Source organism: Novosphingobium aquae, assembly GCF_037572715.1.
Classification (GTDB): domain Bacteria; phylum Pseudomonadota; class Alphaproteobacteria; order Sphingomonadales; family Sphingomonadaceae; genus Novosphingobium; species Novosphingobium aquae.
Genome location: NZ_JBBHJY010000006.1, coordinates 114,214 through 138,171, shown reverse-complemented (window position 1 = coordinate 138,171; position 23,958 = coordinate 114,214). Strand labels below are relative to the sequence as shown.

20 protein-coding genes and 1 pseudogene are annotated in these 23,958 nt (G+C 60.3%); 14 read left to right on the top strand and 7 right to left on the bottom strand.

The annotated features are described in order from the left end of the window. Positions 1-115: 115 nt before the first annotated feature. From WG900_RS12785 to WG900_RS12775, 3 genes are all read right to left on the bottom strand, one after another. Positions 116-1,576 carry a sulfatase family protein gene (locus WG900_RS12785; protein WP_339967594.1) on the bottom strand — a complete coding sequence of 487 codons (1,461 nt, stop codon included), beginning with the start codon at positions 1,574-1,576 and terminating at the stop codon, positions 116-118. Positions 1,577-1,604: 28 nt separating this feature from the next. Next, the gene (locus WG900_RS12780) at positions 1,605-3,131 is read right to left on the bottom strand and encodes a sulfatase-like hydrolase/transferase (RefSeq protein ID WP_339967768.1); all 1,527 of its coding nucleotides are present in this window, start codon (positions 3,129-3,131) and stop codon (positions 1,605-1,607) included. 446 nt (positions 3,132-3,577) lie between these two features. Then, positions 3,578-4,501 (bottom strand): Gfo/Idh/MocA family protein, encoded by a 924-nt coding sequence (locus WG900_RS12775; RefSeq protein ID WP_339967593.1) that lies wholly within the window; start codon positions 4,499-4,501, stop codon positions 3,578-3,580. Positions 4,502-4,618: 117 nt separating this feature from the next. Between WG900_RS12775 and WG900_RS12770 the strand changes: the two genes are divergently transcribed. Both WG900_RS12770 and WG900_RS12765 read left to right on the top strand, forming a co-directional pair. After that, positions 4,619-6,418 (top strand): IlvD/Edd family dehydratase, encoded by a 1,800-nt coding sequence (locus tag WG900_RS12770; RefSeq protein ID WP_339967592.1) that lies wholly within the window; start codon positions 4,619-4,621, stop codon positions 6,416-6,418. Between the two features lie 38 nt (positions 6,419-6,456). After that, the gene (locus WG900_RS12765) at positions 6,457-7,272 is read left to right on the top strand and encodes an SMP-30/gluconolactonase/LRE family protein (protein ID WP_339967591.1); all 816 of its coding nucleotides are present in this window, start codon (positions 6,457-6,459) and stop codon (positions 7,270-7,272) included. A 13-nt stretch (positions 7,273-7,285) separates the two neighbouring features. Here the strand turns inward: WG900_RS12765 and WG900_RS12760 are convergent, their stop codons facing one another. Continuing rightward, the gene (locus WG900_RS12760) at positions 7,286-8,020 is read right to left on the bottom strand and encodes a FadR/GntR family transcriptional regulator (RefSeq protein ID WP_339967590.1); all 735 of its coding nucleotides are present in this window, start codon (positions 8,018-8,020) and stop codon (positions 7,286-7,288) included. 117 nt (positions 8,021-8,137) lie between these two features. On the opposite strand from WG900_RS12760, the gene WG900_RS12755 reads away from it, so the two are divergent. The 11 genes from WG900_RS12755 to WG900_RS12705 all read left to right on the top strand — a co-directional run bounded on the left by WG900_RS12755 (position 8,138) and on the right by WG900_RS12705 (position 20,536). Further along, positions 8,138-9,736: a sodium/sugar symporter gene (locus WG900_RS12755; protein WP_339967589.1), complete on the top strand. Its 1,599-nt coding sequence runs from the start codon at positions 8,138-8,140 to the stop codon at positions 9,734-9,736. Positions 9,737-9,738: 2 nt separating this feature from the next. Beyond that, a complete protein-coding gene (locus WG900_RS12750; protein ID WP_339967587.1) occupies positions 9,739-10,605 on the top strand; it encodes a 2-dehydro-3-deoxygalactonokinase in 867 nt (288 codons plus the stop codon). Beyond that, positions 10,602-11,243 (top strand): 2-dehydro-3-deoxy-6-phosphogalactonate aldolase, encoded by a 642-nt coding sequence (locus WG900_RS12745; RefSeq protein ID WP_339967586.1) that lies wholly within the window; start codon positions 10,602-10,604, stop codon positions 11,241-11,243. The genes WG900_RS12750 and WG900_RS12745 overlap by 4 nt, the downstream gene beginning before the upstream one ends. A 54-nt stretch (positions 11,244-11,297) precedes the next feature. Beyond that, positions 11,298-11,744, top strand: a complete 447-nt coding sequence (locus WG900_RS12740; RefSeq protein ID WP_339967585.1) for a DNA -binding domain-containing protein — start codon at positions 11,298-11,300, stop codon at positions 11,742-11,744. 373 nt (positions 11,745-12,117) lie between these two features. Next, entirely contained in the window at positions 12,118-12,873 is a 756-nt protein-coding gene (locus WG900_RS12735; protein WP_339967584.1) for a LuxR family transcriptional regulator, read from the top strand. Between the two features lie 141 nt (positions 12,874-13,014). Further along, the gene (locus WG900_RS12730; RefSeq protein ID WP_339967582.1) at positions 13,015-13,635 is read left to right on the top strand and encodes an acyl-homoserine-lactone synthase; all 621 of its coding nucleotides are present in this window, start codon (positions 13,015-13,017) and stop codon (positions 13,633-13,635) included. Next, on the top strand, positions 13,632-14,501 hold the full coding sequence (locus tag WG900_RS12725; protein WP_339967580.1) for a phytanoyl-CoA dioxygenase family protein: 870 nt from the start codon (positions 13,632-13,634) through the stop codon (positions 14,499-14,501). Before WG900_RS12730 ends, WG900_RS12725 begins: the two co-directional genes overlap by 4 nt. A gap of 11 nt (positions 14,502-14,512) precedes the next feature. Continuing rightward, positions 14,513-15,100 carry a GntR family transcriptional regulator gene (locus tag WG900_RS12720; RefSeq protein WP_339967579.1) on the top strand — a complete coding sequence of 196 codons (588 nt, stop codon included), beginning with the start codon at positions 14,513-14,515 and terminating at the stop codon, positions 15,098-15,100. A 298-nt stretch (positions 15,101-15,398) separates the two neighbouring features. Continuing rightward, complete coding sequence (locus tag WG900_RS12715; protein ID WP_339967578.1) at positions 15,399-15,956, top strand: RNA polymerase sigma factor; 558 nt, start codon at positions 15,399-15,401, stop codon at positions 15,954-15,956. 165 nt (positions 15,957-16,121) lie between these two features. Further along, positions 16,122-18,401, top strand: a complete 2,280-nt coding sequence (locus WG900_RS12710; protein ID WP_339967577.1) for a TonB-dependent receptor domain-containing protein — start codon at positions 16,122-16,124, stop codon at positions 18,399-18,401. Then, positions 18,401-20,536 carry an Atxe2 family lasso peptide isopeptidase gene (locus tag WG900_RS12705; RefSeq protein ID WP_339967575.1) on the top strand — a complete coding sequence of 712 codons (2,136 nt, stop codon included), beginning with the start codon at positions 18,401-18,403 and terminating at the stop codon, positions 20,534-20,536. Before WG900_RS12710 ends, WG900_RS12705 begins: the two co-directional genes overlap by 1 nt. On the opposite strand, the gene WG900_RS12700 is transcribed toward WG900_RS12705, so the two are convergent. The 3 genes from WG900_RS12700 to WG900_RS12690 form a co-directional block, all read right to left on the bottom strand. Continuing rightward, a complete protein-coding gene (locus tag WG900_RS12700) occupies positions 20,522-22,105 on the bottom strand; it encodes an asparagine synthase-related protein (protein WP_339967573.1) in 1,584 nt (527 codons plus the stop codon). The two genes, WG900_RS12705 and WG900_RS12700, sit on opposite strands and share 15 nt — an antisense overlap. A 137-nt stretch (positions 22,106-22,242) precedes the next feature. Further along, the gene (locus WG900_RS12695; protein WP_339967572.1) at positions 22,243-22,845 is read right to left on the bottom strand and encodes a lasso peptide biosynthesis B2 protein; all 603 of its coding nucleotides are present in this window, start codon (positions 22,843-22,845) and stop codon (positions 22,243-22,245) included. A gap of 62 nt (positions 22,846-22,907) precedes the next feature. Further along, complete coding sequence (locus WG900_RS12690) at positions 22,908-23,045, bottom strand: benenodin family lasso peptide (RefSeq protein WP_339967571.1); 138 nt, start codon at positions 23,043-23,045, stop codon at positions 22,908-22,910. Between the two features lie 501 nt (positions 23,046-23,546). Here WG900_RS12690 and WG900_RS12685 point away from each other — a divergent pair. Next, a pseudogene (locus WG900_RS12685) lies at positions 23,547-23,921 on the top strand (nucleotidyltransferase domain-containing protein); the annotation flags it as partial. Positions 23,922-23,958 lie beyond the last annotated feature (37 nt).

The window sequence follows — 23,958 nt, the reverse complement described above, 5'->3', positions numbered from 1 at the left end:
GGTGGCTCTGCCGCAACGGCTGTTCCTGCCCCCGCTGGCAAGGTTGCGGCAGCGATGCAGCCTGCAAGGACAGCGCGCCTGCTGACGCCGGCTTCTGGTTCACTTTCCACGTTGCTCATTCTCCGCGTCCCATCCAGTTGGGAGACCAGGGATCGCCGGTTTCATCGAGAAACTTCACGAGTTTCGCCTTCATTTCCTCGAGGCGCTTTCGCATGGCGGGGTCCTTCGCGAGATTCCGCGTTTCGTTGGGATCGTTCTGGAGATCATACAGTTCATATTCCGGCCGCTTGAGCAGCGAGGCCACGGGTCGCTCACCATACCGGGCGTTCGGCTTGTCACCGATTGCAAGCCATGTTGCGGAGTTCTTGAGGTCCACCGCCTGACGGACGGGAAGCGGGGAAGCAATGTTCCAGATCAGCTTGTAGCGCTGTTCGTGCAGAACGCGCATGGGATAGTACATCTGGATCTCGTGAAACGTCTGCGAAGCGTAGATAGCCTGACGGGGCTTATAGGCAGTCATGTCCAGCAGACCGCGGAACGAACGACCTTCTGTGTCCTTGTCCGAAACGGAACCGGGAACACGCACACCGGCATAATCAAGCACGGTCGGCATCAGGTCGACCCAGGAGACCATGGCCTTTTCCGTGTCGCCAGCGCGCCCGCCTCCGGGCAGCTTCACAATAAGCGGCAGGCGCATGCCAGGCTCGTAAAGAGTGGTTTTGGCGCCAGGGAAAGCAACACCGTTGTCCGACAGATAGAGAATCAAGGTATTGTCGTATTTTCCGGCTGCCTTGAGATGAGCGATCAGCCGTGCAACGCCGGCGTCTACCCGCGAAACGGACTGGTAATACTGTGCAAGTTCAGCACGGACCGCAGGGATATCGGGAAGGAAGGCCGGCACTACGACGTCTTCCGGCCTATAGGTCACGGTCGGTGTGTCGGCAAAGCCGTCATCCCGGTTTCCGAAACGGTTCACCTTACCGTGCGGTGCCGAACGGTGCGGATCCATCGTTGCAAAATAGAGGAAGAAAGGCCCGTCGGCGGAGATGAATCCGTTCGACAGGTCAGCCATCTCGACAGGACTGCGCCCGAGTTCACCTCGCTGTGCCTTCTTGCCGGCTCCAAGATTCTTCCCGAAACGGAAGACTGAATCCGGGGCAACGTGATACTTGCCGATCCGCGCAGTACGGTAGCCTGCATTCTCAAGCGCGACGGGAAGCGACAGCTCGTCGTCGAACGACTGGAAGTGGTGAACAACCTGCTGAAGTCCATACATTCCGTTCGTGTGCGTCTGACGACCGGTTAGGATCGTGGCACGACTGGGGCTGCAGCTCGAAACGGTGCTGAATGCCCGGTCGAACCGCACACCGTCCCTAGCCAGTGCATCGATGGCCGGCGTCCGGACGATGCGGTTGCCGTATGCGCCGATGGCATCCGTGCCGTGATCGTCAGCTACGATCACCACGACATTGGGGCGCCCAGAAGCTTCAGGCTTTGCCGGAACATTGGCGCCGGCTGCTACCGAGCAAATGCAGGTGACGAGCCCAACGATAAGCGACACGAACTTGCGTTGCATTGTGATGTTCCTCAGCCTCTTGATCGTTTCAGTACATGTCTACGGTGACACCATCGTAGGTGCGCCGTTTGGGATTGGGCGGAACCCAGCGAGGAGCAGAAAGTCCGCTTTCCCATTTGCGCATGGCGGCACGCATCCGCGCTACCCGGGCCGGGTCCTCGTCCGCCTTGTTCATTTTCTCGCCCTGGTCGGCAGAGAGATTGAACAGAAACGGAACCCGGCGGCCTTCGACGCTCGCATAATCGATCAGCTTCCAGGGCCCTTCGATCATCGCGCTATGGACCTGGTGTCGCCAGAACAATGCCCGGGCAGGATCTGCTGACCTGGCTTGAGGAAGGAAGATTCCGTCCAGGTTCCGATCAGGCCCAGCCTTGGCAGCTTTGAGGAACGTCGGTGCGAGATCGAGCAGGCTTACCCGGCCATCTTCAATGCTGTTGTCAGCGAGGCGTCCGGGCCAGCTGGCGATGAGCGGAACGCGAAGACCACCTTCGTAAAGGGACTGCTTGCCCTCACGCAATGCGCCGTTTGAGCAGAAGATGCCCGGCCTCGGGCAGCCATTGTCACTTGTAAAAATCACAATGGTGTTGCGATCCAGACCCTTTTCACGAAGCGCAGCACGTACGGCCCCGACACTCTCATCGAGTGACAGGATCATCGCATAGTAGATGCGCTTTCGCCGGTCGGTAATCTGGGGAAGGCGGTCAAAGTTGCGCTGCAGAGCAGTCAGCGGCTGATGCGGCGCAAGGTGCGCGAGGTATAGGAAAAAAGGGTTCCGAGCGTCCTGCCGCTTAATGAAGGAAACCGCACGATCAGAGAGCACATCCGTGAGGTAGCCCCCCTGGTCTGCAGCGATACCGTCACCATCGCGCAACGCATAATAGGGACTGCGCTGATCGGGCAGGGAGGATCCCATACCTTCGTCATCTTCGCCTTCGCGATTGCCTACGCGGCTCTGGGAGACGATGTCGGGGGTATTCGAAAGGGCGTAGGACGTTGATCCCGCCAGGAAGCCAAAGAATTCGTCGAAGCCGCGATCTCGAGGGCGCATTCCCGGATCAAATCCGAGGTGCCACTTGCCGAACATAGCAGTGTGGTAGCCCGCTTCCTTCAAACGCTCGGACACCATTGGCACCCCGCGCGGCGTGCCCATCCCCGTCGGCCCCAGCGCTCCCTCCTCGAATGCCTTCATGCCCGCCGCAAGACCGATCCCCCCGACCCCGTCGCCAGGCCCGCGGAAATTGGATTCGTGTCCGAACCGTTCCTGGTATCTGCCCGTCATCAGTCCCGCACGCGACGGACTGCATTGATATGCACTCGCGTATGCCTGTGTGTAACGGACGCCGTCCCGAGCCAGTTGGTCGAGGTTCGGGGTGGTTACAGGACCACCATAGCTAGATAGGTCACCCCAGCCCAAATCATCGGCTACAATGAGCACAATGTTCGGACGTGCATCAGAGACAGTTGCATTCGACTGTGCCGGAGGTGCCGGGGCTGGCGCGCAGGCAGCCACAGACAGAAGGGCGCTGGACACAATACTGTAGACCAAGGCACGCATCATGGAATCCTTGACATTGGCCCGGACGCGCGGACCCTGCGAACGCCGGACATTGAACAGGATTTGTCCTTGGATTCGGATATCTTGGCAGCAAGCTTCGATTCGGGATTGCCAACCGACGCAGTCGGCGTGAGCGATACGAATGCTGCTATCAAAAGCGGCACTGTCCGCCATGCCCAAGCCATATTCTGCTCCTCTACCCAAGGTATGCCACTATCCGGGTCACCTATCAGGTGCCCACAGCAACTTACTCAAATCCGCCCTTAAATCAAACAACCGGAAAATAAATCACTTCGGGCGCCTGCCGCGAGATCGTTCCACTCTAGGCAGGCGCCCACCAGACAAATTGCGCCTGTGCTCTGCCGAGACTGGCGAACATCGGAGCCCTAACAAACTCAAAGCAGAAGTTGCAACATATTAATCGTATAAATGTGTCGCAAGCACCTTCAGAAATCGAACGGGGGCGCAGGAACGCGTTCGGCGATAAGGCTGATCTCAGAAACCAGTTTCAACGGATGCAGGTCCATATCGCTCTTGCCAGAGCGAACGAGATCAGCAAATCTGCCATATAGCCGAGCATATTCTTCGTTCGTGTTACGGACGACATTCTCACCCGGAAGTTGAAGGCAATTGCCGCCATCGGTCAGGTGCAAGGTGCCTTCTCTCGTATCAACCTCAATGCTCCAGACGGGGTCGCCCGCGTGCAGGAAGTCCATCTCGGCGTCCACACGAGCCGAACCGGACTTCATGGCGATGGTCGCGTGGATCGGACTGTCCCGATTGATCGGGATCGAGAGTTTCGCGCTACTGACATGCAGCGGCAAGTCCAGAAGCCGTGTTATGATTGACAGCGCATTGATACCCGGATCGAACACGCCGAAGCCGCCGGCATCAAGAATCCATTCCTGACCGGGATGCCATTGGCGGATGTCCTCTTTCCAAAGGATCCGTGCTGACAATATGTCCTTGCCGGCAAGCCATTCACACGCCCGGTCGACTGCGACAGATTCGCGTGAATGCCAGGTTGCGAAGAGCGAGCGACCGGATTCCTCCGCCGCCGCAGCCAGCGTGGTGGCTTCGCCGACCGTCGCTGCAGGAGGCTTCTCGAGCATGACATGTTTGCCAAGTTTCAATGCTGCAAGCGCGATTTCGTATCGCCCCTGCGGCGGTGTGCAGATAGTAACCGCCTCGATGTCAGGGCGAGCTTCCATCATTTCTTCGAACGAACCGTAAGCCTCGATACCCGCAACAGAGCCTGCCAGGCTTGCTGTCGCAACCAGCCTGAATGACGCACTCTCCTCCAGCGCGGGAACATGCTGATCCCGGGCGATCTTGCCTACTCCCACCAGCCCAATCGCAATCCGATTCATAACAAGGCATCCATTTATCGTATAAATATGCTTCCTATCGCCCAAGCGCCGCGATATCAAGCTGCCGCCGGCCGAGCCCATCAGGGTCTGGTTGCGACAGAAAACGAGGAAATGGAATTGAGCGACGGAAACGACAAGCACCCGCAACTGAGATCCCGCTCGTGGTTCGACGATCCGGCGAACCCAGACATGACGGCGCTCTATGTCGAACGCTATCTCAACTATGGTCTCAGCCTTGAGGAGCTTCAGTCCGGCAGGCCAATCATTGGCATAGCCCAGACGGGCAGCGACCTCGTGCCATGCAACCGTCATCATATCGAACTCGCAAAGCGCGTACGTGAGGGCATTCGCGATGCTGGCGGGATTGCTATCGAGTTTCCGGTCCATCCTATCCAGGAGACCGGAAAGCGCCCGACTGCGGGACTCGATCGTAACCTGTCTTATCTCAGCCTTGTTGAATCGCTTTATGGTTATCCGATGGACGGCGTCGTCCTGACGATCGGCTGCGACAAGACGACGCCTGCCTGCCTTATGGCGGCAGCGACCGTGAACATCCCTGCTATCGCGCTCTCGGTCGGACCGATGCTCAATGGCTGGTTCAAGGGAGAAAGGACGGGTTCCGGGACAATCGTCTGGAAAGCACGCGAGATGCTTGCGGCAGGCGAAATCGACTACAAGGGGTTCGTCGAACTCGTAGCCTCTTCTGCGCCGTCAACTGGCTGGTGCAACACTATGGGGACGGCAACTACCATGAACTCGCTATGCGAGGCTCTTGGCATGTCCTTGCCTGGTTCTGCTGCCATCCCTGCGCCCTATCGTGACCGCGGAGAAAATGCCTACCGGACCGGCCTGCAGATCGTCGAAATGGTGAAGGCCGATCGCAAGCCATCGGACATTCTTACGCGCGAGGCCTTTCTCAATGCCATTCGCGTCAACTCGGCCATTGGTGGTTCAACCAATGCCCCGATCCACCTAAATGCCATTGCGAGGCACGCCGGCGTCGAACTGTGCCTCGAAGACTGGCAGGCTCATGGCTGCGAAGTACCACTAATTGTAAATCTTCAGCCGGCCGGATCCTATCTGGGCGAAGACTTTTATAGGGCCGGCGGCGTGCCGGCCGTCATGGGAATGCTGCTCAATGCAGGTCTGCTTGAGGGAGATGTGCTTACCGCCAACGGGAAAACGGTGCGCGAAAACGTCGCCGGGGCAGAGTGTCTTGATGCAGACGTAATCCGTCCACTCGACAATCCGCTCAAGCAAGCGGCAGGATTGACGGTCCTATCGGGCAATCTTTTCGATACCGCGGTCATGAAACTGAGCGTCATATCCGACGAGTTCAGGTCAAGATACCTGTCCGATGCCAGTGACCCCGACGCCTTTGAAGGCACTGCAATCGTCTTTGATGGACCTGAGGACTACCACACCCGGATCGATGATCCGGCACTGGGTGCCAATGAAAAATCGATCCTGATCATGCGAGGCGCGGGACCGATCGGCTATCCCGGAGGAGCGGAGGTCGTCAACATGCGCCCTCCGGCCACACTGATACAGGCCGGCATTCACGCCCTTCCCTGCCTCGGGGACGGTCGGCAATCGGGAACAAGCGGAAGCCCGTCGATCCTCAATGCTGCGCCCGAGGCAGCGATTGGCGGCGGTCTCGCACTTGTTCGGACCGGCGACCCTGTTCGGATCGATCTGGGCAAACGCACAGCCAACATGCTGGTATCCCGCGAAGAACTCGAGCGCCGCCGCGAGGAGCTCGAGCTCACGCCCGATTACGTACCGGCCTCGCAAACGCCATGGCAGGAAATTCACCGCAACATCACTGGCCAGTTCGATGGCGGAGCGGTCATCGAGCTTGCCGTGAAATACCAGCGCATCGCGCAGACGCGCGGCCTTCCCCGGGACAGTCATTGATGGGGTCCGTACGCGTCCTGACCGGGGACCACCTCGACATGCTCGGGGAAGGCGTAATGTGGTCTGCACGGGATAACGCCGTTTACTGGGTGGATATCCTTGGATGTTCAATCAACCGTATTTTCCTCGACAATGGAGGGATCGAGCGTTTCGCACAGCCAGATTATGCTGCCTGGGTCATCGAGCGCGCTGCAGGGGGATTGGTGGCAGGCATCGGGCGAAGCATCTATCGCCTCGACCTGCCTGCGAACGCCCGCGAGCTGATCGGCAATGTAGAACCCGACAAGCACAGCAACCGCCTGAATGATGCCAAGGCAGACTGGCAGGGACGGATTTGGGCGGGGACAGTGCCTGTCTCCTGCGACAAGCCTACGGGGTCGTTTTATCGTATCGCGCCCGATGGCGCGGTTACTCTTGCCGACACGCCTTATACGATTGCCAATGGCCCCGCGATTGATCCGCTGGGCAGGTTCCTACTGCTTACCGACAGTGCCCTTCGAACGATATTCCGATTCGAAATCGGCGATGACGGCACTCTGGGCATGCGGCGGCCATTTATCTGCTTCGAGGCGGACTGGGGCGTGCCGGATGGCATGACGCTCGATGAGGAAGGAGGAATTTGGGTAGCGTGCTGGGGTGCGGGATGCGTGACCCGCTTCACATCTGCCGGGCGCCGGGACCGTTCGATTCCCTTACCTGCAAGCCAGGTTACCAGTTGCGCTTTCGCAGGCACCGAACTCAATAGGATGTTCGTCACATCGGCCAGAGATGATGCGGGCGGCAAGCTTGGCGGCGCCTTGTTCGAGGTCGACCCCGGTTGCCGCGGCCTGGCGCCATCAGCCTATCGGGGCTGACCAGGCCCGCGCATCATTTTTCCCCAGCGAGAGATTCGTCGATCAGTTCAAGAACGTCTCCGATCAGGTGACGCATTCCTTCCCGTGCGCCTTCGGCATCACGCGCCAGGATTGCGTCGCGCACAGCAGCGTGATCAGCAACGCTTGCTGTCCGCCCTTTGATGCGGTTGGTGAAGTTGATCGATGTCCGCAGCGCAGTGCTCACCACGGCACGGAACTGCGCGAAAAACGGATTATTGGAGGCCCTGAGCACCGCCACATGAAATGCGATGTCGGCCTCGAGCGCCTCGTCCCGGCCTCGCTCGGCTGCTCGCATTCGGGCAAGACCTGAGTCAATGCGCTCAAAGTCCTCGTCGGTGGCAAACCGGGCCGCAAGAAAAGCAGCCTCCGGCTCAATTGCAATGCGCAACTGGTTGAACTGGCGCAGCAAATCGATCGAAAAGCGGCGCTCAAGCAACCAGCTCAGAACGTCGGTATCGAACAGATTCCATGACGATGATGGCTGGACGACGGTACCCTGACGCGGCCGGGCGCTAAGCAGACCCTTGGCCGTGAGCATCTTCACCGCCTCTCGGGTAACCGAGCGGCTCACCCCGTGAATTTTGGCCAGCTCCGCCTCGGTCGGGAAGGGCACGGTCCGGTACTGCCCCGTGACAATGTCCCTCCCGAGACTGTCAAGCAGCCCATAAGTGAGATTTCGGCCAAGGCCGGGTCCGCCCGCAGTCATCAGTTTCTGTTCGTCTGCCATTCCTCGCCCCACCTGGTTCGAGCCCTATGCATAATGTGCCGCCCAGACGCTAGACAATATCTATTAATCTTATTAATCGGCTTATTCTGAGAGTACATTCAAGGGAGAGAACCAGCCGTGACGAGCCTGTCGCAGATCGATCTCATCGTAGTGGCTGCATATGCCCTGGGCATTTTCGGGCTAGCGCAGTGGGTAAGCCGGGAACGCGCCGGTCACACCAAGGACACGTCCGACTATTTCCTCGCCTCAAAGGCACTGCCCTGGTGGGCAATTGGCGCCTCTTTGATCGCAGCCAATATTTCGGCCGAACAGATCGTCGGCATGGCTGGATCCGGCTACGCCGTTGGCCTGGCCATTGCATCGTATGAATGGATGGCTGCGCTTACGCTCCTGATCGTGGGCAGGTACTTCGTTCCGATTTTCCTGCGCAACGAAATCTATACGATGCCCCAGTTCCTCGAGCAGCGTTATGGCCGTGTACTTCCGGTCCTGATGGCCCTGTTCTGGCTGGCACTCTATATCTTCGTGAACCTGACCTCGATCATCTGGCTCGGCTCAATCGCGATTAACAAGGTGGCCGGTGTCGACCAGGACGTCGCCCTCATCGGCCTCGGCGCTTTCGCTCTGCTCTATCAACTTTATGGGGGGCTTAAGGCTGTCGCGCTTACCGACATCGTCCAGGTGACCCTGCTGGTCCTGGGCGGCCTCGTCATTTCCTATCTGACCCTAAACGAGATCGGAAACGGGCAGGGCGTCCTTGCTGGCTTTGACGTGCTGGTCAGCCGTGCGCCCGAACACTTCGATATGATCCTGAGCTCAGATCATCCTTTCTACAAGGATCTGCCCGGCATATCCGTTCTCGTCGGCGGGATGTGGATTGCGAACCTCTCCTACTGGGGATTCAACCAGTACATCATCCAGCGTGCCCTGGCTGCCGAAAGCCTTCATGCAGCGCAGAAGGGCATTGTCTTTGCAGCCTTCCTCAAACTGCTGATGCCCGTGATCATTGTCCTGCCAGGCATTGCCGCCGTCGTTCTGGCCCCTGACCTTGCAAAGCCCGACGAAGCCTATCCGACAATGATGCGGCTGCTCCCTCCTGGCCTGCTCGGCCTGGTTTTTGCCGCCCTGATCGCCGCCATCATCGCTTCGACCGCTTCAAAAATCAATTCGATCGCAACAATCTTTACGCTCGACCTATATGCAAAGGCCCGCGGGATGAGCACGCGGGCGGAGAAAGGTGAAGGCACCGTCGGCAACGAAAAGCATCTGGTGCTCGTGGGGCGAACCGTAGCTGCCATTGCAGTCATCATCGCTTTGCTTACGGCCCGGCCACTGCTCGGCAACTCGGACCAGGCGTTCCAGTTCATCCAGGAGTTTTCAGGCTTCTTCACTCCGGGAATCACCGTGATTTTTCTTCTCGGCCTCTTCTGGCGGCGAGCAAACGAGATCGGTGCCATTGCGGCAGCAGTGGGTTCGGTCGTGCTGTCTTACGTTTTCAAGTTCCTGGCACCGCAGATCCCTTTCATGGATAGAATGGGGATCGTTTTCCTCGCCTGCCTGGCCCTTTGCATTGGCCTGAGCCTGCTGGTGAAGGCAGAGAGTAACGCCAACCGGGTTACCATGGAGGGGGTTACATTCAGGACGTCTGGCAGCTTCAACGTTGCCGGAGTGGGCGTAATTCTCATTCTGATCGCACTCTACGCGACCTGGTGGTGACGATGGCCGAGCCATTTCTTGCTGTTGACTGGGGTACCACGAACCGCAGGGTCTACCGGATTGAAGACGGCCAGGTCGTAAACGCCGAAAGTGACAGTTGCGGGATTTCTGCGGTCAGCGACTTCCCCGCAGAAGTTGCCAATATCCGCGGAAGAATGGGCGATCTCCCGATGCTGCTGGCGGGTATGGTGGGCTCGAAGAATGGCTGGCGCGAGACACAATACGTATCTGTTCCAGCGGGTATCCCAGAGCTTTCCGCAAACCTACTGCGGATCGATGACCGCACTTCGATCGTTCCTGGCCTGTCGTGCCTTGCTGGTCAAAGGCCGGATGTCATGCGCGGCGAAGAGGTGCAGTTACTGGGCGCAGCCGTGGCCGGCCTCATTCCGCAGGACGCTCTTCTCGCGCAGCCCGGAACGCACTGCAAATGGGCCAGGATTGCAAATAGCGCGGTCGTTGCCTTTACGACGAGCATGACCGGCGAGCTGTTCGCGCTGCTGGGCAAGCAAAGCCTCCTTGCGGAGCAATTGACGGGTCCGGTGACCCAATCCGAGGCCTTTCTAGAAGGTGTTCGTGAAGGTCAGCGGCGCGATCTCGCCGCATCGCTTTTCGGCATACGCGCTGCAAAAATGCTCGGCGTGCGGGACGACTCCGAGTCCGCATCCTATGCCAGCGGCCTGTTGATCGGCAGCGATGTTTGCGTTCGGATGGAAGGGAATCGGGCTTCGCCGGTCTACGTCCTGGCGAACCCCGACCTGGGCGCGCTCTATCTCGCCGCGATCGCGGAAAACGGCGGCGAGGCGCAACTCCTCGACAGTCACACCGCATTTGCCGCCGGCATCATCGCTATCTGGGAGGCTTGTTCGTGAATACCACTGCCTTTGACGACGCATTCGCCAGGTGCCCGCTGATAGCAATCCTGCGGGGACTGACGCCTGACGAGGCCGTGCCTGTCGGCATGACATTGGTACAGGCCGGATTTTCCATCATCGAAGTTCCGCTGAATTCACCTCAGCCTTTCGAAAGCATCCGCCTCCTGGCCGAGGAATTAGAGGGCCAGGCCATAATCGGGGCCGGAACTGTGCTTAGCCCCAGCGATGTCGATGCCGTGGCAGAGGCAGGTGGAACAGTCATCATAGCACCCAACACCGATGCCAGCGTGATCGAAAGAAGCGTTAAGCAAGGCCTTGTCGCCATTCCCGGAGTGGCCACCCCAACCGAGGCATTTGCAGCTCTGCGTGCCGGAGCTTCCGCTCTGAAGCTTTTCCCGGCTGAAGGATCATCGCCAGCAATGTTGAAGGCCATGCGGACAGTCCTGCCCCAGGATCTTCGTCTCCTGCCGGTCGGCGGAATCACTCCTGAGACCATGGGGCCATGGCTTGCAGCTGGCGCAGCGGGCTTCGGGCTGGGGTCTGCGCTGTACTGTCCAGGCAGTAGCCCGATCAAGGTCGGCAATCTCGCATCCAAATTCGTTGCCACCCTGTCCTTGTGGAGATCGCGCTTCTAGCTACCGATCTCAAAGCCAATCAAAGGCGGGCATGAGCAGGCCCGTCGCCCGAAGATGCATTTGCTGAAGGTCGCAATTGGCTGCGAGGTATTTGGCAACGTTGAAGCTCTTTTCCGAATAAACCGCCCCTTTGCCGCGAGGCGCATGTGGGCTTTCCATCAGGCGGAACAGGGAGTGCAGCGGCTCTGGCTGAACGATCACGTAGATGGCCAAGGCCTGGCCTGCTCAATCCTGACTGACGGTGCATTCGGCATCCGTCTTGCTGCCGCCAAGCGGTTCCAGCAGCGTCTGGCGGGATGCTGCACTTCGAGTCAGGCGGGATGCCTGTTTCTAACGTCTTTCCAGCATAGCCGGCTCGCTCTCATGCTGCGGATAATCGATTTTCTTGCCGAAGCGTCCGACATATCCAATCCGGTGCGAGAGACCGCGCGTCATATCGCCTTCCCGCACTCAGTCTTCGCCAATGCCAACGAATGGAAAACGTCCTCCGAACGGAGGTGAACGCAGCGCCTCATGGATGAGGCAGCCTATCTGGCGAGCGAAGGCTACCGCGACCTTCTCCATGGACGGCTTTAGATAATTTTCCAGTTGTAATTTAATTATAAACGACTGATGATCCAATGCGTTAGGCGATATGAAAATTCGCCGACTCGGCCAGGGAGTAAGGGGAGACATGACCGCATAGCCACCCAGACTTATGACAATCTTGCCCAGACCCTTGAGCCTCGGCAACAGCTACATGGTCCCGAAGACCTTCCGGGACTGAACAGGGATCGCGTCCGGGGCTGGGAATGGAAGCCGCTGCGCCGGACCGGACTGGACGATCGCCGAGGCCCGGTGTTGGGAACCTGGCCAGGGGTCGCATGGTCACTCAATGAGTTTGAACATTGCTGAGGAAATTGCATCCGAGCTCGTAGAATCAGATACCGAGTATGCGCTTGGCGCAGTCCTCGCCCGGGCCTCCCGGCGCCTCGGCTTCGATCACTATGCGCTTAGCCTCGAGATGGGATCACCGAGACATGACGATCCCGGCGTGCTCATCCACGATTATCCCGAAGAGTGGGCCAAGATCTATGTGGCCTTTGACCTTGCCGGGCGTGATCCGGTACGCCGCGCCTGCGACAAGTCGTTCACGGGCTTCGAGTGGGGGGCACTTGACAGACTGATACCCATGACTCGCGGCGACCGGCAGATGCTAGCTGTAGGTCTGGAATGCGGCATTGGTGACGGATACACGGTGCCCAGGCACCTGCCCGGCGAGGGACGGGGAACCTGCACATTCGTGGTTCGCACCGGCGGCAACCTTCCCCGCCCCGTATTTTTTGCTGCCGAAATCATCGGGGCGCTTGCCATGGCTTCGGCGCAGCGGATTTCCGGAAATTTCCGCAGCCCGGGCAAGCCCGCTCTCAGCGACCGCCAGCGCGAATGCCTGCTCTGGACTGCCCGCGGCAAGACCGCTGTCGAGACGGCCATCATACTCGGGATCAGTCCCGAGACGGTGGTCCAGCATCTCAAGCTCGCGCGCGAAAGATACGACGTCCATTGCCGCCAGTCACTGGTCCTTTATGCCCTCTTTGACGGCCTGATCGGGTTCGACGACATATTCCGCTGGCGAGGCAAGGGCCATTGAAGCCGCAAGACCGGGCGCGCGCGAGCCCCGCCAGGTTTACGCCATTCCTGCGATACGGGCCCCTCCCCAGTTCTTGGTATGTCGTGGCCGGGCGTCGCCTGCTGAATATCCCGTCAGTTCACATTGACGGAGTAAATCAACATGCATCCAGAGTTGCTTCCAGCAATCTCCTCTCAGGAATACCCGGCCATTCGGGCGATGTTCGAGGCACGCAAGCGGGTATTCGTCGATCTCCTTAAATGGGATGTCCCGGTGCTTGCCGGGCGATACGAGATTGACCAGTTCGATACCGAAGAGGCGGAATATCTGGTCCTTGTCGACGAGGAGGGAGCACACCGTGCATCGGCACGCCTGTTGCCAACTGATGGGCCGCACATCCTTGCCGATCTCTACCCATTCCTCTGCCAATCGCATTTGCCGAAAGGACCCCGGACCCGGGAAATCACACGGTTCTGTCTTGAGCCCAGCTTGCGTGCGCCTGACAGGCGCCGCGCCCGCAACCAGCTGGTCACGGCACTGGTCGAACATGCGCTGCGCGCCGGCATCTCGGACTTTACAGGTGTCGCGACTGTCTCTTGGTTTCGGCAGATCGAAGGCTTTGGATGGGACTGCCGCGCTCTCGGGGAGCCGGTTGAAATTGGCGGCAGTTCGCTCGTAGGGCTACATATCCGGATCGACGCCGAGACCCCCGTTGCCTTGTCGCGGACAGGAATAAACAGCTTGCTGACCTGCCGCCTCCCGATACCCGGTGGCATGCAATGACCGCCCCGCAGTGCAGCGCCGCATGGACCCGCGATCTTCTCGAGCACGGTTACTGCATCATCCCTGACCTGCTGCCTCCAGAGGCGTTGTCGAGCATCGAGTCCGATCTGGATCCCGTGTTCGATCAAACGCCCTGCAGCCATGGATATTTCTATGGGTACAGAACCAAGCGTTTCGGCAGTCTGTTGCGCCGTTCGCCGCATGCCGCACAGCTGGTTCTCGAGCCCACCATACTCGCAATCGTTCGCCAGGTTCTCTCGCCAGCATGCGACAGGATCCAGCTCAACGTCGCGCAGGCAATCGAGATCCATCCCGGTGAGATCGAACAATTTCCGCACTGCGATCATGATATGTGGCCGGGCATCAAAGGTCATCACGAGTATCTGGTCAATGTCATGTGGCCGCTGACGGAGTTCACGCCCGACAATGGTGCGACGCGCATTTATCCCGGCACACATCGGCGGAAAATCGAGACCCTCGACGATCTCCCGCAGCCAGTTGTGGCTCAGTGCCAGCCAGGATCGGCCATCTGCTTTCTGGGATCGACCGTTCACGGAGCCGGTGCCAACCGGTCACAAGGGATACGCCGCGGCATCGTGGTTGGGTACAGTCTCGGCTGGCTGAAACCCTACGAAAACCAATGGTTGGCATATCCGCCGGAGATTGCACGGACCTTTCCCGACGAACTTGCGGAACTGGCTGGGTATGCACTGCACCGGCCCAATCTCGGTAACTACGAAGGTCAATGCCCATCAAACCTGCTCAAAGGAAATCCGGTGGGCCATCCACAAGCCACGGACGCCCTTCGTCCGGATCAGGAGGAAGCTGTCGAGCAATTTGCGCAACGGCACTGGTGCGCAAAATGAGCCCGTCAAACGTGCTGAAACCCACCTACAGAAAGCTGAAGCACGACTTGATGAGCGGGATCTGGCCAATCGGTGCGAGGCTTGAGGCCCTGCGGCTCGCAGATGAATTCGGTGTCAGCATGACCCCGGTGCGTGACAGCCTGAACCGACTGACTGGCGAGCGGCTGGTCGATCTGCGTCCCGGAGAAGGGTTCAGCGTCGCGCGCCTGGGCGAACGCGCGCTGCGCGACATGCTGGAGTTCACTGCGGCGCTGCTCATCTTTGCAATTCATGCCCGAACTGCCGCGGCATCAGCCGAGCCGATCGGACAGGACGGGGACATTGCTGAGAGGACTGCGACCCTCTTCCTGGCAATCGCAGACGGTTCGGAAAACTCGCTGCTATGCGAGACCATCTCTTCGCTCAATGATCGGCTTCATGCCGTCCGCCGCCTTGACCAGGTACTGTTCGGCGACTGTGAAGCGGAACTTGGCCGTATATACGCGGCGCATTTGGCAGGCGGTGACACAGCCCAGCTTTGCAGCTTGCTGCTCTCCTATCACGAACGGCGCAGACACGCCGTCCCGCTGTACATCGAACAGCTTTGTCGCGGCACTTGATTGAACCGTTACGGCTGCAATTCAACTCTTTAATCACAAACCGGTCTTGCGCAGATTCGATCGCGCTGACATAATTTTGTTGCGCGGGCGACAAGCTGGCAGACCCCGCGTGGACAATTCCGCCAGGCATCAAGCACGCCGGTCCTTAAGGTCAGGCGGCCGTTTCGGACAAGGGAAACGCTCCGGCTTTTCCTTACGGCGGCATAGCACTGGAAGCTGAACCGCTTTTCCCCATTCGCGGAGACCGATCGGCTGTGCCTTTACAGGTGCCTCAGTGCCTTCGTTTACCGGATTTGCAGTGCGCCTCAGCGCAGTGCAACCCTCGATCAGTCCCGTGGCGATGTCCCCGGCACTGCGTCGTGCCCAGCCCAAAGACCTTGAAAGGGTCTACCTCCAGGAGCGAAGCGGGCTCCTTCGCTACCTTGCGCGCTCCGCCGGACATGATGCAGCGCTTGACCTTGTCCAGGAAGTCTACCTGCGTGCCGCAGCAAGCGAGCAGGCGAGCCGTCTCATCAATCCGGCCGGTTTTCTTTACCGGATTGCGCGAAACATCCTGATTGACCGTGCACGCGCAATGCGCAGCCGGCATGAGCCCCTGCCGCTAATCGAAGCGCTCGACGCGCCGTTCCCCGCCGAACAGGAACTGGGAATTGCGGCCGAAGATCTTCAGGCAGCCTGCGACCGGGCACTGGCATCGCTGTCGCCCAAGACCCAGAAGGTCTTCATCATGAACCGCTTCGATGGGAAGGGTTACCGCGAGATCCACTGCGAACTCGGCATTTCAATGGCGACGGTCGAGTACCACATGATGAAGGCGCTGGCGCGTTTCCGGGTCGCTGTCGACGAGATCGAATGACCGCCGCGAAAAATAATTTCACCTGCAACTAAGGTCGCCGACGTTTCACTCGTCAATCTCTCTACTGGTCGCGCTGGAAAGGCGGACCGGGCCAACAGGGAGATCGACCCAATGCCACGTCTACACACTGCTTCCCTCCTGCTCGCCGGAGCAGCCTTTGCGTTTATGATGACGCCTGCCGATGCCGCAGAGAAGGGGAGCAAGCCCGCGCCTCATTCCGGAGACGCAGAAACCGACGGCGAAATTATCGTCACCGGCTCGCACATTCGCGGCGCAGTGTCTGCCAGCGACGTGCTGAAAATCAACAGCGAGGAAATCATCGCTGCCGGCCAGACCGATCTCGGCGAGGCCATTCGCTCGCTGCCGCAGAACTTCGCCGGCGGCCAGAACCCCGGGGTCGGCACCGGAGCGGGCCTGACGAACAGCAACGTCAATTCCGCATCGAGCGTCAATCTGCGCGGGCTGGGGGCCGATGCCAGCCTGACCCTGCTCAACGGCCACCGCCTGCCCTATGATTCAGCATTCGGCGGCGTCGACATTTCGGCAATTCCGCTCGCCGCCCTCGACCGTATCGAGGTGCTCCCGGACGGAGCCTCAGCGCTTTACGGATCGGATGCCGTTGCGGGCGTGGTCAATGTCTTGCTGCGGCGCGATTACGAGGGCATCACGACTTCCGGCCAGCTCCGCGCCAGCACGGATGGCGGCAACTTTCAGCAGCAGGCCGATGTGGTGGCCGGCAGCAAATGGGCAGGCGGCGGCTTTATCGTTGCTTACGACTATTCCCGCAACACGGGGATCACGGCGGCGCAGCGCCCCTACGCCTCCACCCTTGATCCCGAAACGTCGCTCTATCCTTCACAGCGCCGTCACGCCGCCGTGCTCTCGGCGCACCAGGATCTGGGCAGCGGGATCAGGGCCAGCGTGGATATCCTCTATTCGCATCGTGATTCCGATACTGTCGGCGGGACGGCAGCTGCGCGCTACCGGTTCAGGCCGGACGTAGAATCCCTGACACTTGCCCCCTCGTTCGAATTCGCGCTTGGCAATGACTGGACGGTCAAGGCCCAGGGCGTCCTTGGCCGCGATCGTACGCATTACAACACGACGTTCACATCGGCCGGAGGCAGCGCCGTCGTCACCAGCGGCTGCTTCTGCAACCGGGCAGCCTCGGCGGAACTCGGAGCGGAAGGACCGCTGTTCGCGCTGGCCGGCGGCGATGCACGCATTGCCTTCGGGACCGGCTATCGCAGCAACGGAATGGACTATTCCCGCTTCGTCGGCACCGCAGCAAACGGGGCTTTCAATGTCAGTCGCAGCAGCCGCTTTGCCTACGGCGAGATCAACCTGCCCTTTGTTGCGCCGGAGAATGACCTGCGCGGAATTGCACGGCTGAGCCTGTCGGCAGCCCTGCGCTATGAGGACTATCCCGGCATGGCCCGGTTGGCGACGCCGCGTATCGGCCTCGTCTATGCGCCGATCCCTGAACTCACCTTGCGCGGGACCTGGTCGCGCTCCTTCAAGGCGCCGACACTCTATCAGCAATATGTTGGTTACCAGACCTACCTGCTCCCTGCGATTGCTTTTGGTGTGACGGACCCAGGCCGCACCGTGCTCTATGCCAGCGGCGGCAACCCGGATCTCAAGCCCGAGCGAGCGCGCAGCTGGACGGCGGGTTTCGAACTGCGGCCACTCGGCTCGCCCGCACTGACACTTGGTGCAACCTGGTTCGACATCCGCTACAAGGACCGCGTGGTCCAGCCCATCGCTGGTTCCATTGCCGCTGCCTTCCGCGATCCGGGCTACGCGACCCTGATCGATTTCTCGCCGTCAGCCAGTGATCTTGCCGGGTTGATTTCAGGCGCAGAACTCGGCCTGCAGAACTTCAGCGGATCGGCCTATGACGCCGCGCTGGTTGCCGCCCTGGTCGACAACCGCAACGTCAATGTCGCCCTGCAGTCCGTTCATGGCATCGACGCACGCCTCGGCTGGAGCAATGACCTTGACGCGGGACGCAGGCTCAACATCGATATCGCAGGTACCTGGCTGTCCAGCAGCCAGCAACTTACCGCAGCCCTGCCCGAGGTCCAGCTGGCCGGAACCGTGTTCAACCCGCCCAGCCTGCGACTGCGCGGTGCCATTGCCTACCAGGATCGCAGGCTGCGGCTCGGCACGACCCTCAATTATACCGGAGCCTTGACTGACCGGCGTTTTGCGACGCCGGCTCGTCTCAGCCCCCAGGCAACTGTCGATTTGGCTGTTCGCTATGACTTCATACCGCGGGAGGATGGCGAGCCCGGCCTTGCCGTGTCGCTTAACGCCAGCAACGTGTTCAACGCCAGGCCGAGGTTGATCAGGACCACCGGCCCCACCGACACGAACTATGATTCGACGAACTACTCGCCGATCGGGCGCTTTATCGCGCTTGGCGTGACGAGGCGCTGGTAATGAGTCTGGTGCTTGCCGCCCTTCTCGCGCAGTCGATATTGCCGGCAGAGGTCGCGCTGCCGGCAGAAGGGGATCCTTGTGCAAGGCTTAGAGGCCACGGGGAGACGGCTCGCCCGGCAAGCAGCCGGGACCTTGCGGAACTGACGGACATGGGACGGTCGGATCCCAACGATGCTCCCAGTCCTTTCGGCGTTTCCCCCGACGGAGAATGGATTGCCGTTGCGACCCGGCGCGGTAATCCTGACACGAACAGCTATTGCCAGAAGCTGGTGGCCATCTCGCTCCGGCATCCCGGCGAAGCGCGCGAGCTCGACCGGGGCGGCGAGTTTATCCGGGACTTATTCGTCCTACGCAATCTGTCGGCAGTCGGTGCAGGCTATGCCAAGGTCATTACCCCGCGCTGGTCGCACGATGGCAAACGCGTTGCCTACCTGAAACGGGTGGCGGGATCGAACCAGGTCTGGATCGCAGATGCGCAGGGTCAGTCGGCCGCCGACCAGGCAACACGGCTGCCAGACGATGTCACCGATTTCGCCTGGAGCAGTGATAGTTCAGCGCTGATCCTTGCCACGCGTCCAGCCCTGCGGCGCCATGCGAAAGCTGTCGCCGAAGAAGCGCGTGTCGGCTTTCTCTTCGATGAGCGCTTTTCACCTCAACTGGCCGACCTGCCGTTTCCCACCGGCGCCTTGCCAACCGAATATGTCCACTGGAACCTGGCCGATGGCAGCCGGCGCGCGGCCAGTACGGACGAGGTGGCCATCCTGAATCCGGCCCGGCCCGACAGCGTTCCGCGAACCGCGCGGACCTTTGCCAGCGGACCAGCGAACAGGCACGCCTGGACCGAGGCCAGGTATCCCGAACGCTTGCTCAGCCCGTCACAGCTCGTCGTCGCTGACGGGATCGGTCGGCGCCAAACTTGCGCGCAGCGGCGCTGCGAGGGGGTTTCCCGCTTGTGGTGGTCACCCGATGCCCGCACGCTTTATGCGCTGCAGCGAACAGGCTGGGCAAAGAGCCAGGCAGGACTCCTCGCCTGGCGCCGGGGCGAGAAGTCGCCGCGGCAGGTCATGGTCACAGACGATGCCCTGATCGGCTGCGCCAAGCCGGCGCGCGAAATCATCTGCGCTCGTGAAGGGGCAACGCAGACACGCCGTCTGGTCGCGATCGATCCAGAGACAGGACGGGAGCGGCTGATCTTCGATCCGAACCCCGAGTTCGGCCAATTGCATCTGGGACGTGCTCAGCGCTTTCGGTTCCGGAACGATTTCGGCGTGGAGAGCTATGCTGACCTTGTCCTTCCTCCCGGGCACAGGAATGGCGAACGACACCCGCTGGTGGTCGTCCAGTATATCAGTGACGGCTTCCTGCGCGGCGGGACTGACGATGAGTTTCCGATCCAGGCGCTCGCGGCCAAGGGTTTTGCAGTCCTGAGCTTCTCCCGTCCCGACTTTGTCGCTGCCGCCCTCAACGCTGCGAGCGATGTGGCAATGCGCCAGGCCAACCGGGAAAACTGGACCGATCGCCGCTCGGTTCAATCGTCCCTTGAAATTGCCTTGCGCCATGCAGTCGCAACCGGCGCTGTCGATCCTGCTCGCATGGGAATAAGCGGTTTCAGTGACGGCACCTCGACCGTGCAATGGGCGCTCATCAACTCTTCGCTGTTCAAGGTCGCCGCCCTGGGTGCCTGCTGCGAAGACCTGAACGCCTATCCGCTCATGGCCGGGCCCGCCTTCGAGCAGTTCGGGCGCGAGATGGGTTACCGCTTCTTCGAAGAGGATGCGGCCGCGTTCTGGAAACCGATGTCGCTGGTGCTCAATGCCGACCGGATCGCAACCCCGCTCCTCATCCAGACCGGAGACAGCGAATATACGATCGGACTCGACGTGGTCGCGGCCTGGCGGCGCCACAACAACCCGGTCGAACTCTATGTCCTGAACGATGAACCTCACTTCAAATGGCAGCCCTCGCATCGCCTTGCGATGTACGAACGCTCTGTGGAGTGGTTCCAGTTCTGGCTAATGGGACGGATGAACTGCGCCCCGTCGAAGGCCGCGCAATATGCTCGCTGGAAAATCATGAAGGGCGCCCCTGACCCTGCCGAACTCACCTGCGAGACCAGTGCGTCAAGGCTCCCATGACCTGGCCCAGGCCTCGGCTTCCGCGAGATCGAGGAGACGGTAGATCATTGAATCGGCTGCATCCACGCTGGCATGAAGCGCCGCCTCGGTCGCGACCCGGTCAAGGATGCCGTGGTGCGCGAGAAGCCCGCCGAGGAGCATGTCCCGGATTTCGGCGCGCCCGCGCGTAAACACGGCGCGTATGAAGCTGTCCGGACCTGACTTGGAAGTCCGGGTTGCGATCTCGCGGGGAATGTCATTGGCAAAGGCAGCGCGCGCCACGGCCCGGTTGAGGCCGCCATGACACCAAAGCCAGGTCGGGAACGAGAGGCAGAGTTCGACAAGGGGCTGCGACATCAGCGGCGAAAGGCGGTTCAGGGATCCTGGCGATATCAGGCCATGCAGGTGATTCTGGCACCGCATCAGCATGGCAAGGTGATCGCGCTTGCCCTCGTGACGGCCAACTGGAGCCGACAGCCTGGGCACCAGGGGTTGCGGAGCACGAGAAACGTCGCCTGCAAGCAGCCTGGTATCGCCTTTCCCCAGGCTGGCCGCTGACGATGAACACATGCGGCGGATCACCGCACGGGCCATTGTTGCAGCATCTGCGCCCGTCAGCCGGCACATGTCGAGAAAGGTCGCGACGGTGGCGCGGCCGGGTCCGCGCAAGCGAAGGCTGTCGATGACGGGCGCTGCGGAATGCAGGTAGCAGAAAAGGTTGTCGCCGCCATTCCCGTCGATCACGGCACCGGTGCCTATGCGATGCGCTGCTGCTTCAAGTGCCTGGTCGAGCGCCTGCATGAAGGTCTTGCGCTGAGGGCGCGGCAGTCCCTGCGATGCGGCTCGCGACAGGTCTATGGCCTGGATGTCATAAGTACAGGTTTCGACCCTGACCCCGAGATGGTCTCCGAGTTGCAGCACGAACCGCCGCTCATCACCGCTCGGATCGGCAGTAGCCACGGTAATGCAGGAAAAATCCTGGCCCGCAGAGGCGAGGGCCGCGCAGATGAACGTGGAATCGACGCCGCCTGATGCCGCGACCGCAGGCGCGCCCAACATGCCCGCCCAGGCACCCAGAACGCTCGAAGCCAGTTCTCGCAGCTCGGCCAAGGCATCATCGAAGCGAACCGGCCGACTGGGAAGAAACCGTTCCACTTGCCAGAGCAGCCTGGTTCCTGCGGAAGGATCCGACAGACAATGGAGTTCACCGGGTACCAGTTCTTCTATGCCAGCAAGGCATGTTCGGCGCGCACGAAGTTCCGGCCATTGCAGATGGCCGGCAAGATCGCTCCACGACACCCTGGACGCGCTGCCCATCGCAAAAATCAGCCCAAGGTCGTTCGTGACGATGCAATGGCCCGGCAGCCGAAGCCTATAGACAGGCATAAGGCCGGAAGGATCGCAGACCAGATACAGGTGCCGGGAACCGGGTCTGGACAGGACCGCGCAATAGGCCCCCCAGCACTCGGAGACCAGCCAGCGTGCCAAGGTTTCGATGCCGACGAGCAGGGGCAATGCCGGCGCCTGTGCTCCCGTCCCGCGCGCAAAGATCTGTCCGATGATCCAGCCGCCGTGGCCGGGAAGATCCATGCCGCCATCGATCCAGATCCGAGGATGGTTGGCTATGACCTCATTTGGCCTGGAGACACACTGCAGTCCCGAACCCCGCGCGACGTCCGGACATGGACTTGATGGCGTGGGAACCGCGAGCAGGAAGCGAGGCACCCTCACAGGACGAGGATCGGCGAGTATCGCTGTACCTCTTCAAGGCTGTCATTGAGCACGTGTTCGCCCGACTGAACCCAGCAATGGGCGGAAAATGGCGAGAGCTTGACTCCCAGAACGACCTGTACTGCGCAGCGCCGGCGCATCAGGCACAAGGCCAGGGCAATCGATCGAGCCAGGCAGCGATCTGCGGCGGAACGCAGCAAGCGGGCCAGCTCAAAGGCGCGTACCATGCGGGCGGCCATGGCATCCGAAGATGGATCGGCAAGTGGCTTGCTGGCTGACAGGCCAGCCAGATCGCTCATGACTGTCATGAACGGGCGGCTATTGAGCCGTCTTTCGACACGCTTCTGCATCCAGATGGCCCGCGCGACATCGCCCAGATTGAAGGGTCCGCTATCGATCAGCGGCGAACGCGATGCCGGCGGAGCCCAGGTGCCGGGTCGTTCGAAGCCGGGAGGCTGGACGGGCCAGCCTCCCGCCGGAATCTCCAGCGCCGAGACGAACTGCGCATTGCCAGCCGGCGGCAGACGGAAATAGCGATCGTGCCTGATATCAAGAAAAATGGCGGTGTCTCCGATCAGCGTCCATGCCGTATGTTCCAAGCCTGACATAGCCTGCAGCTGGAAGAGAACGCGCGCCGCAGGGCGCGCGTTCTCCCACCAGTTCAGTCTTCGATCGAGCCGACGATGTAGCGCAGCAGGCCGCCGCTCACATCGACGTCGAAGATGGCCTGGCCCTTCGTTTCGACCGAGGCCTGACCGAGATCGATCACGGGCTCGTCGTGGGATTCATGCTTGGTCATGGTATCTGCTCCTTCACACTTTGACGCGACTCGTTCAGCCGCAGTCCAAGAGTGACCTCCAGGAGAACAACCTTCCATTTTATAATTATATTATAAAATGGATGCCGCCTTCGCTGGCATTCAGGCACATAACGAGGCGCACCGTTGCGCCATCCAATCTTTGCTGATCCTGTCATGGAAGCGGCTTGACCAAGTCATGAAAATGACCGGGGATTGGAAGGCACGTGTTGGGCGTGCACCTGGCCTTTAGCTCGGCGCCTGGACATTCGCACAGGTCCCCGGTCATACGCCCGCAAGGGTACGATGCCCCTATCACTGCATGTTCGTCCAGATTTTGCAATGCCAAGTTTTGGGCATGGTCCAGCTAACGGGCAGAAATCCCGGCATGCTGCCCCACCTTCAGACGCAACCCGAAGAATGCCCTCATATTCGCTGCAATTGACATCGATCTACAGCCTTAGGGCTGCGCATTTCCCGACAAGTTCTGCTAGCCTTCAAGCCATGCGGACCGACCTCGATCATCTGCCGTCAGCCAAGAAGCGCGAGCTCGAACGGGTCATGCAATTGCTCTTCGAAGAGTTCGACGATGCCTTTGCCCTGTCCAAGCACGAGTGGAAGAAGCAGGGACGCATTCTGAAGTGCGTTCTCTACGGCTCCTTTGCCCGAGGCGGCTGGGTCGACGAGCCGCACACGGCCAAGGGCTACAAGTCTGACTATGACCTGCTTGTCATCGTCAATGACAAGCGGCTGACCGATCGCGTCAAATACTGGTAGAAACTCGACGACCGCCCGATGCGCGAGTACGGCATCACCGGCTCGTTCAAGACCCCTGTCAATTTCATCGTCCATACCCTCCAGGAAGTGAACGATGGCCTCCCTCCTGCATTGAAGCGCCATGGCGACTTCGTACCAT

Bases quoted from the DNA above. Each gene is read 5' to 3' on its own strand.
- WG900_RS12750 (WP_339967587.1), top strand. From the start codon at position 9,739: ATGGCCGAGCCATTTCTTGCTGTTGACTGGGGTACCACGAACCGCAGG.
- WG900_RS12690 (WP_339967571.1), bottom strand. From the start codon at position 23,045: ATGACCAAGCATGAATCCCACGACGAGCCCGTGATCGATCTCGGTCAG.
- WG900_RS12780 (WP_339967768.1), bottom strand. From the start codon at position 3,131: ATGCGTGCCTTGGTCTACAGTATTGTGTCCAGCGCCCTTCTGTCTGTG.
- WG900_RS12730 (WP_339967582.1), top strand. From the start codon at position 13,015: ATGCATCCAGAGTTGCTTCCAGCAATCTCCTCTCAGGAATACCCGGCC.
- WG900_RS12705 (WP_339967575.1), top strand. From the start codon at position 18,401: ATGAGTCTGGTGCTTGCCGCCCTTCTCGCGCAGTCGATATTGCCGGCA.
- WG900_RS12760 (WP_339967590.1), bottom strand. From the start codon at position 8,020: ATGGCAGACGAACAGAAACTGATGACTGCGGGCGGACCCGGCCTTGGC.
- WG900_RS12735 (WP_339967584.1), top strand. From the start codon at position 12,118: ATGAGTTTGAACATTGCTGAGGAAATTGCATCCGAGCTCGTAGAATCA.
- WG900_RS12725 (WP_339967580.1), top strand. From the start codon at position 13,632: ATGACCGCCCCGCAGTGCAGCGCCGCATGGACCCGCGATCTTCTCGAG.
- WG900_RS12785 (WP_339967594.1), bottom strand. From the start codon at position 1,576: ATGCAACGCAAGTTCGTGTCGCTTATCGTTGGGCTCGTCACCTGCATT.
- WG900_RS12700 (WP_339967573.1), bottom strand. From the start codon at position 22,105: ATGGATCTTCCCGGCCACGGCGGCTGGATCATCGGACAGATCTTTGCG.
- WG900_RS12775 (WP_339967593.1), bottom strand. From the start codon at position 4,501: ATGAATCGGATTGCGATTGGGCTGGTGGGAGTAGGCAAGATCGCCCGG.
- WG900_RS12710 (WP_339967577.1), top strand. From the start codon at position 16,122: ATGATGACGCCTGCCGATGCCGCAGAGAAGGGGAGCAAGCCCGCGCCT.
- WG900_RS12740 (WP_339967585.1), top strand. From the start codon at position 11,298: ATGCATTTGCTGAAGGTCGCAATTGGCTGCGAGGTATTTGGCAACGTT.
- WG900_RS12765 (WP_339967591.1), top strand. From the start codon at position 6,457: ATGCTCGGGGAAGGCGTAATGTGGTCTGCACGGGATAACGCCGTTTAC.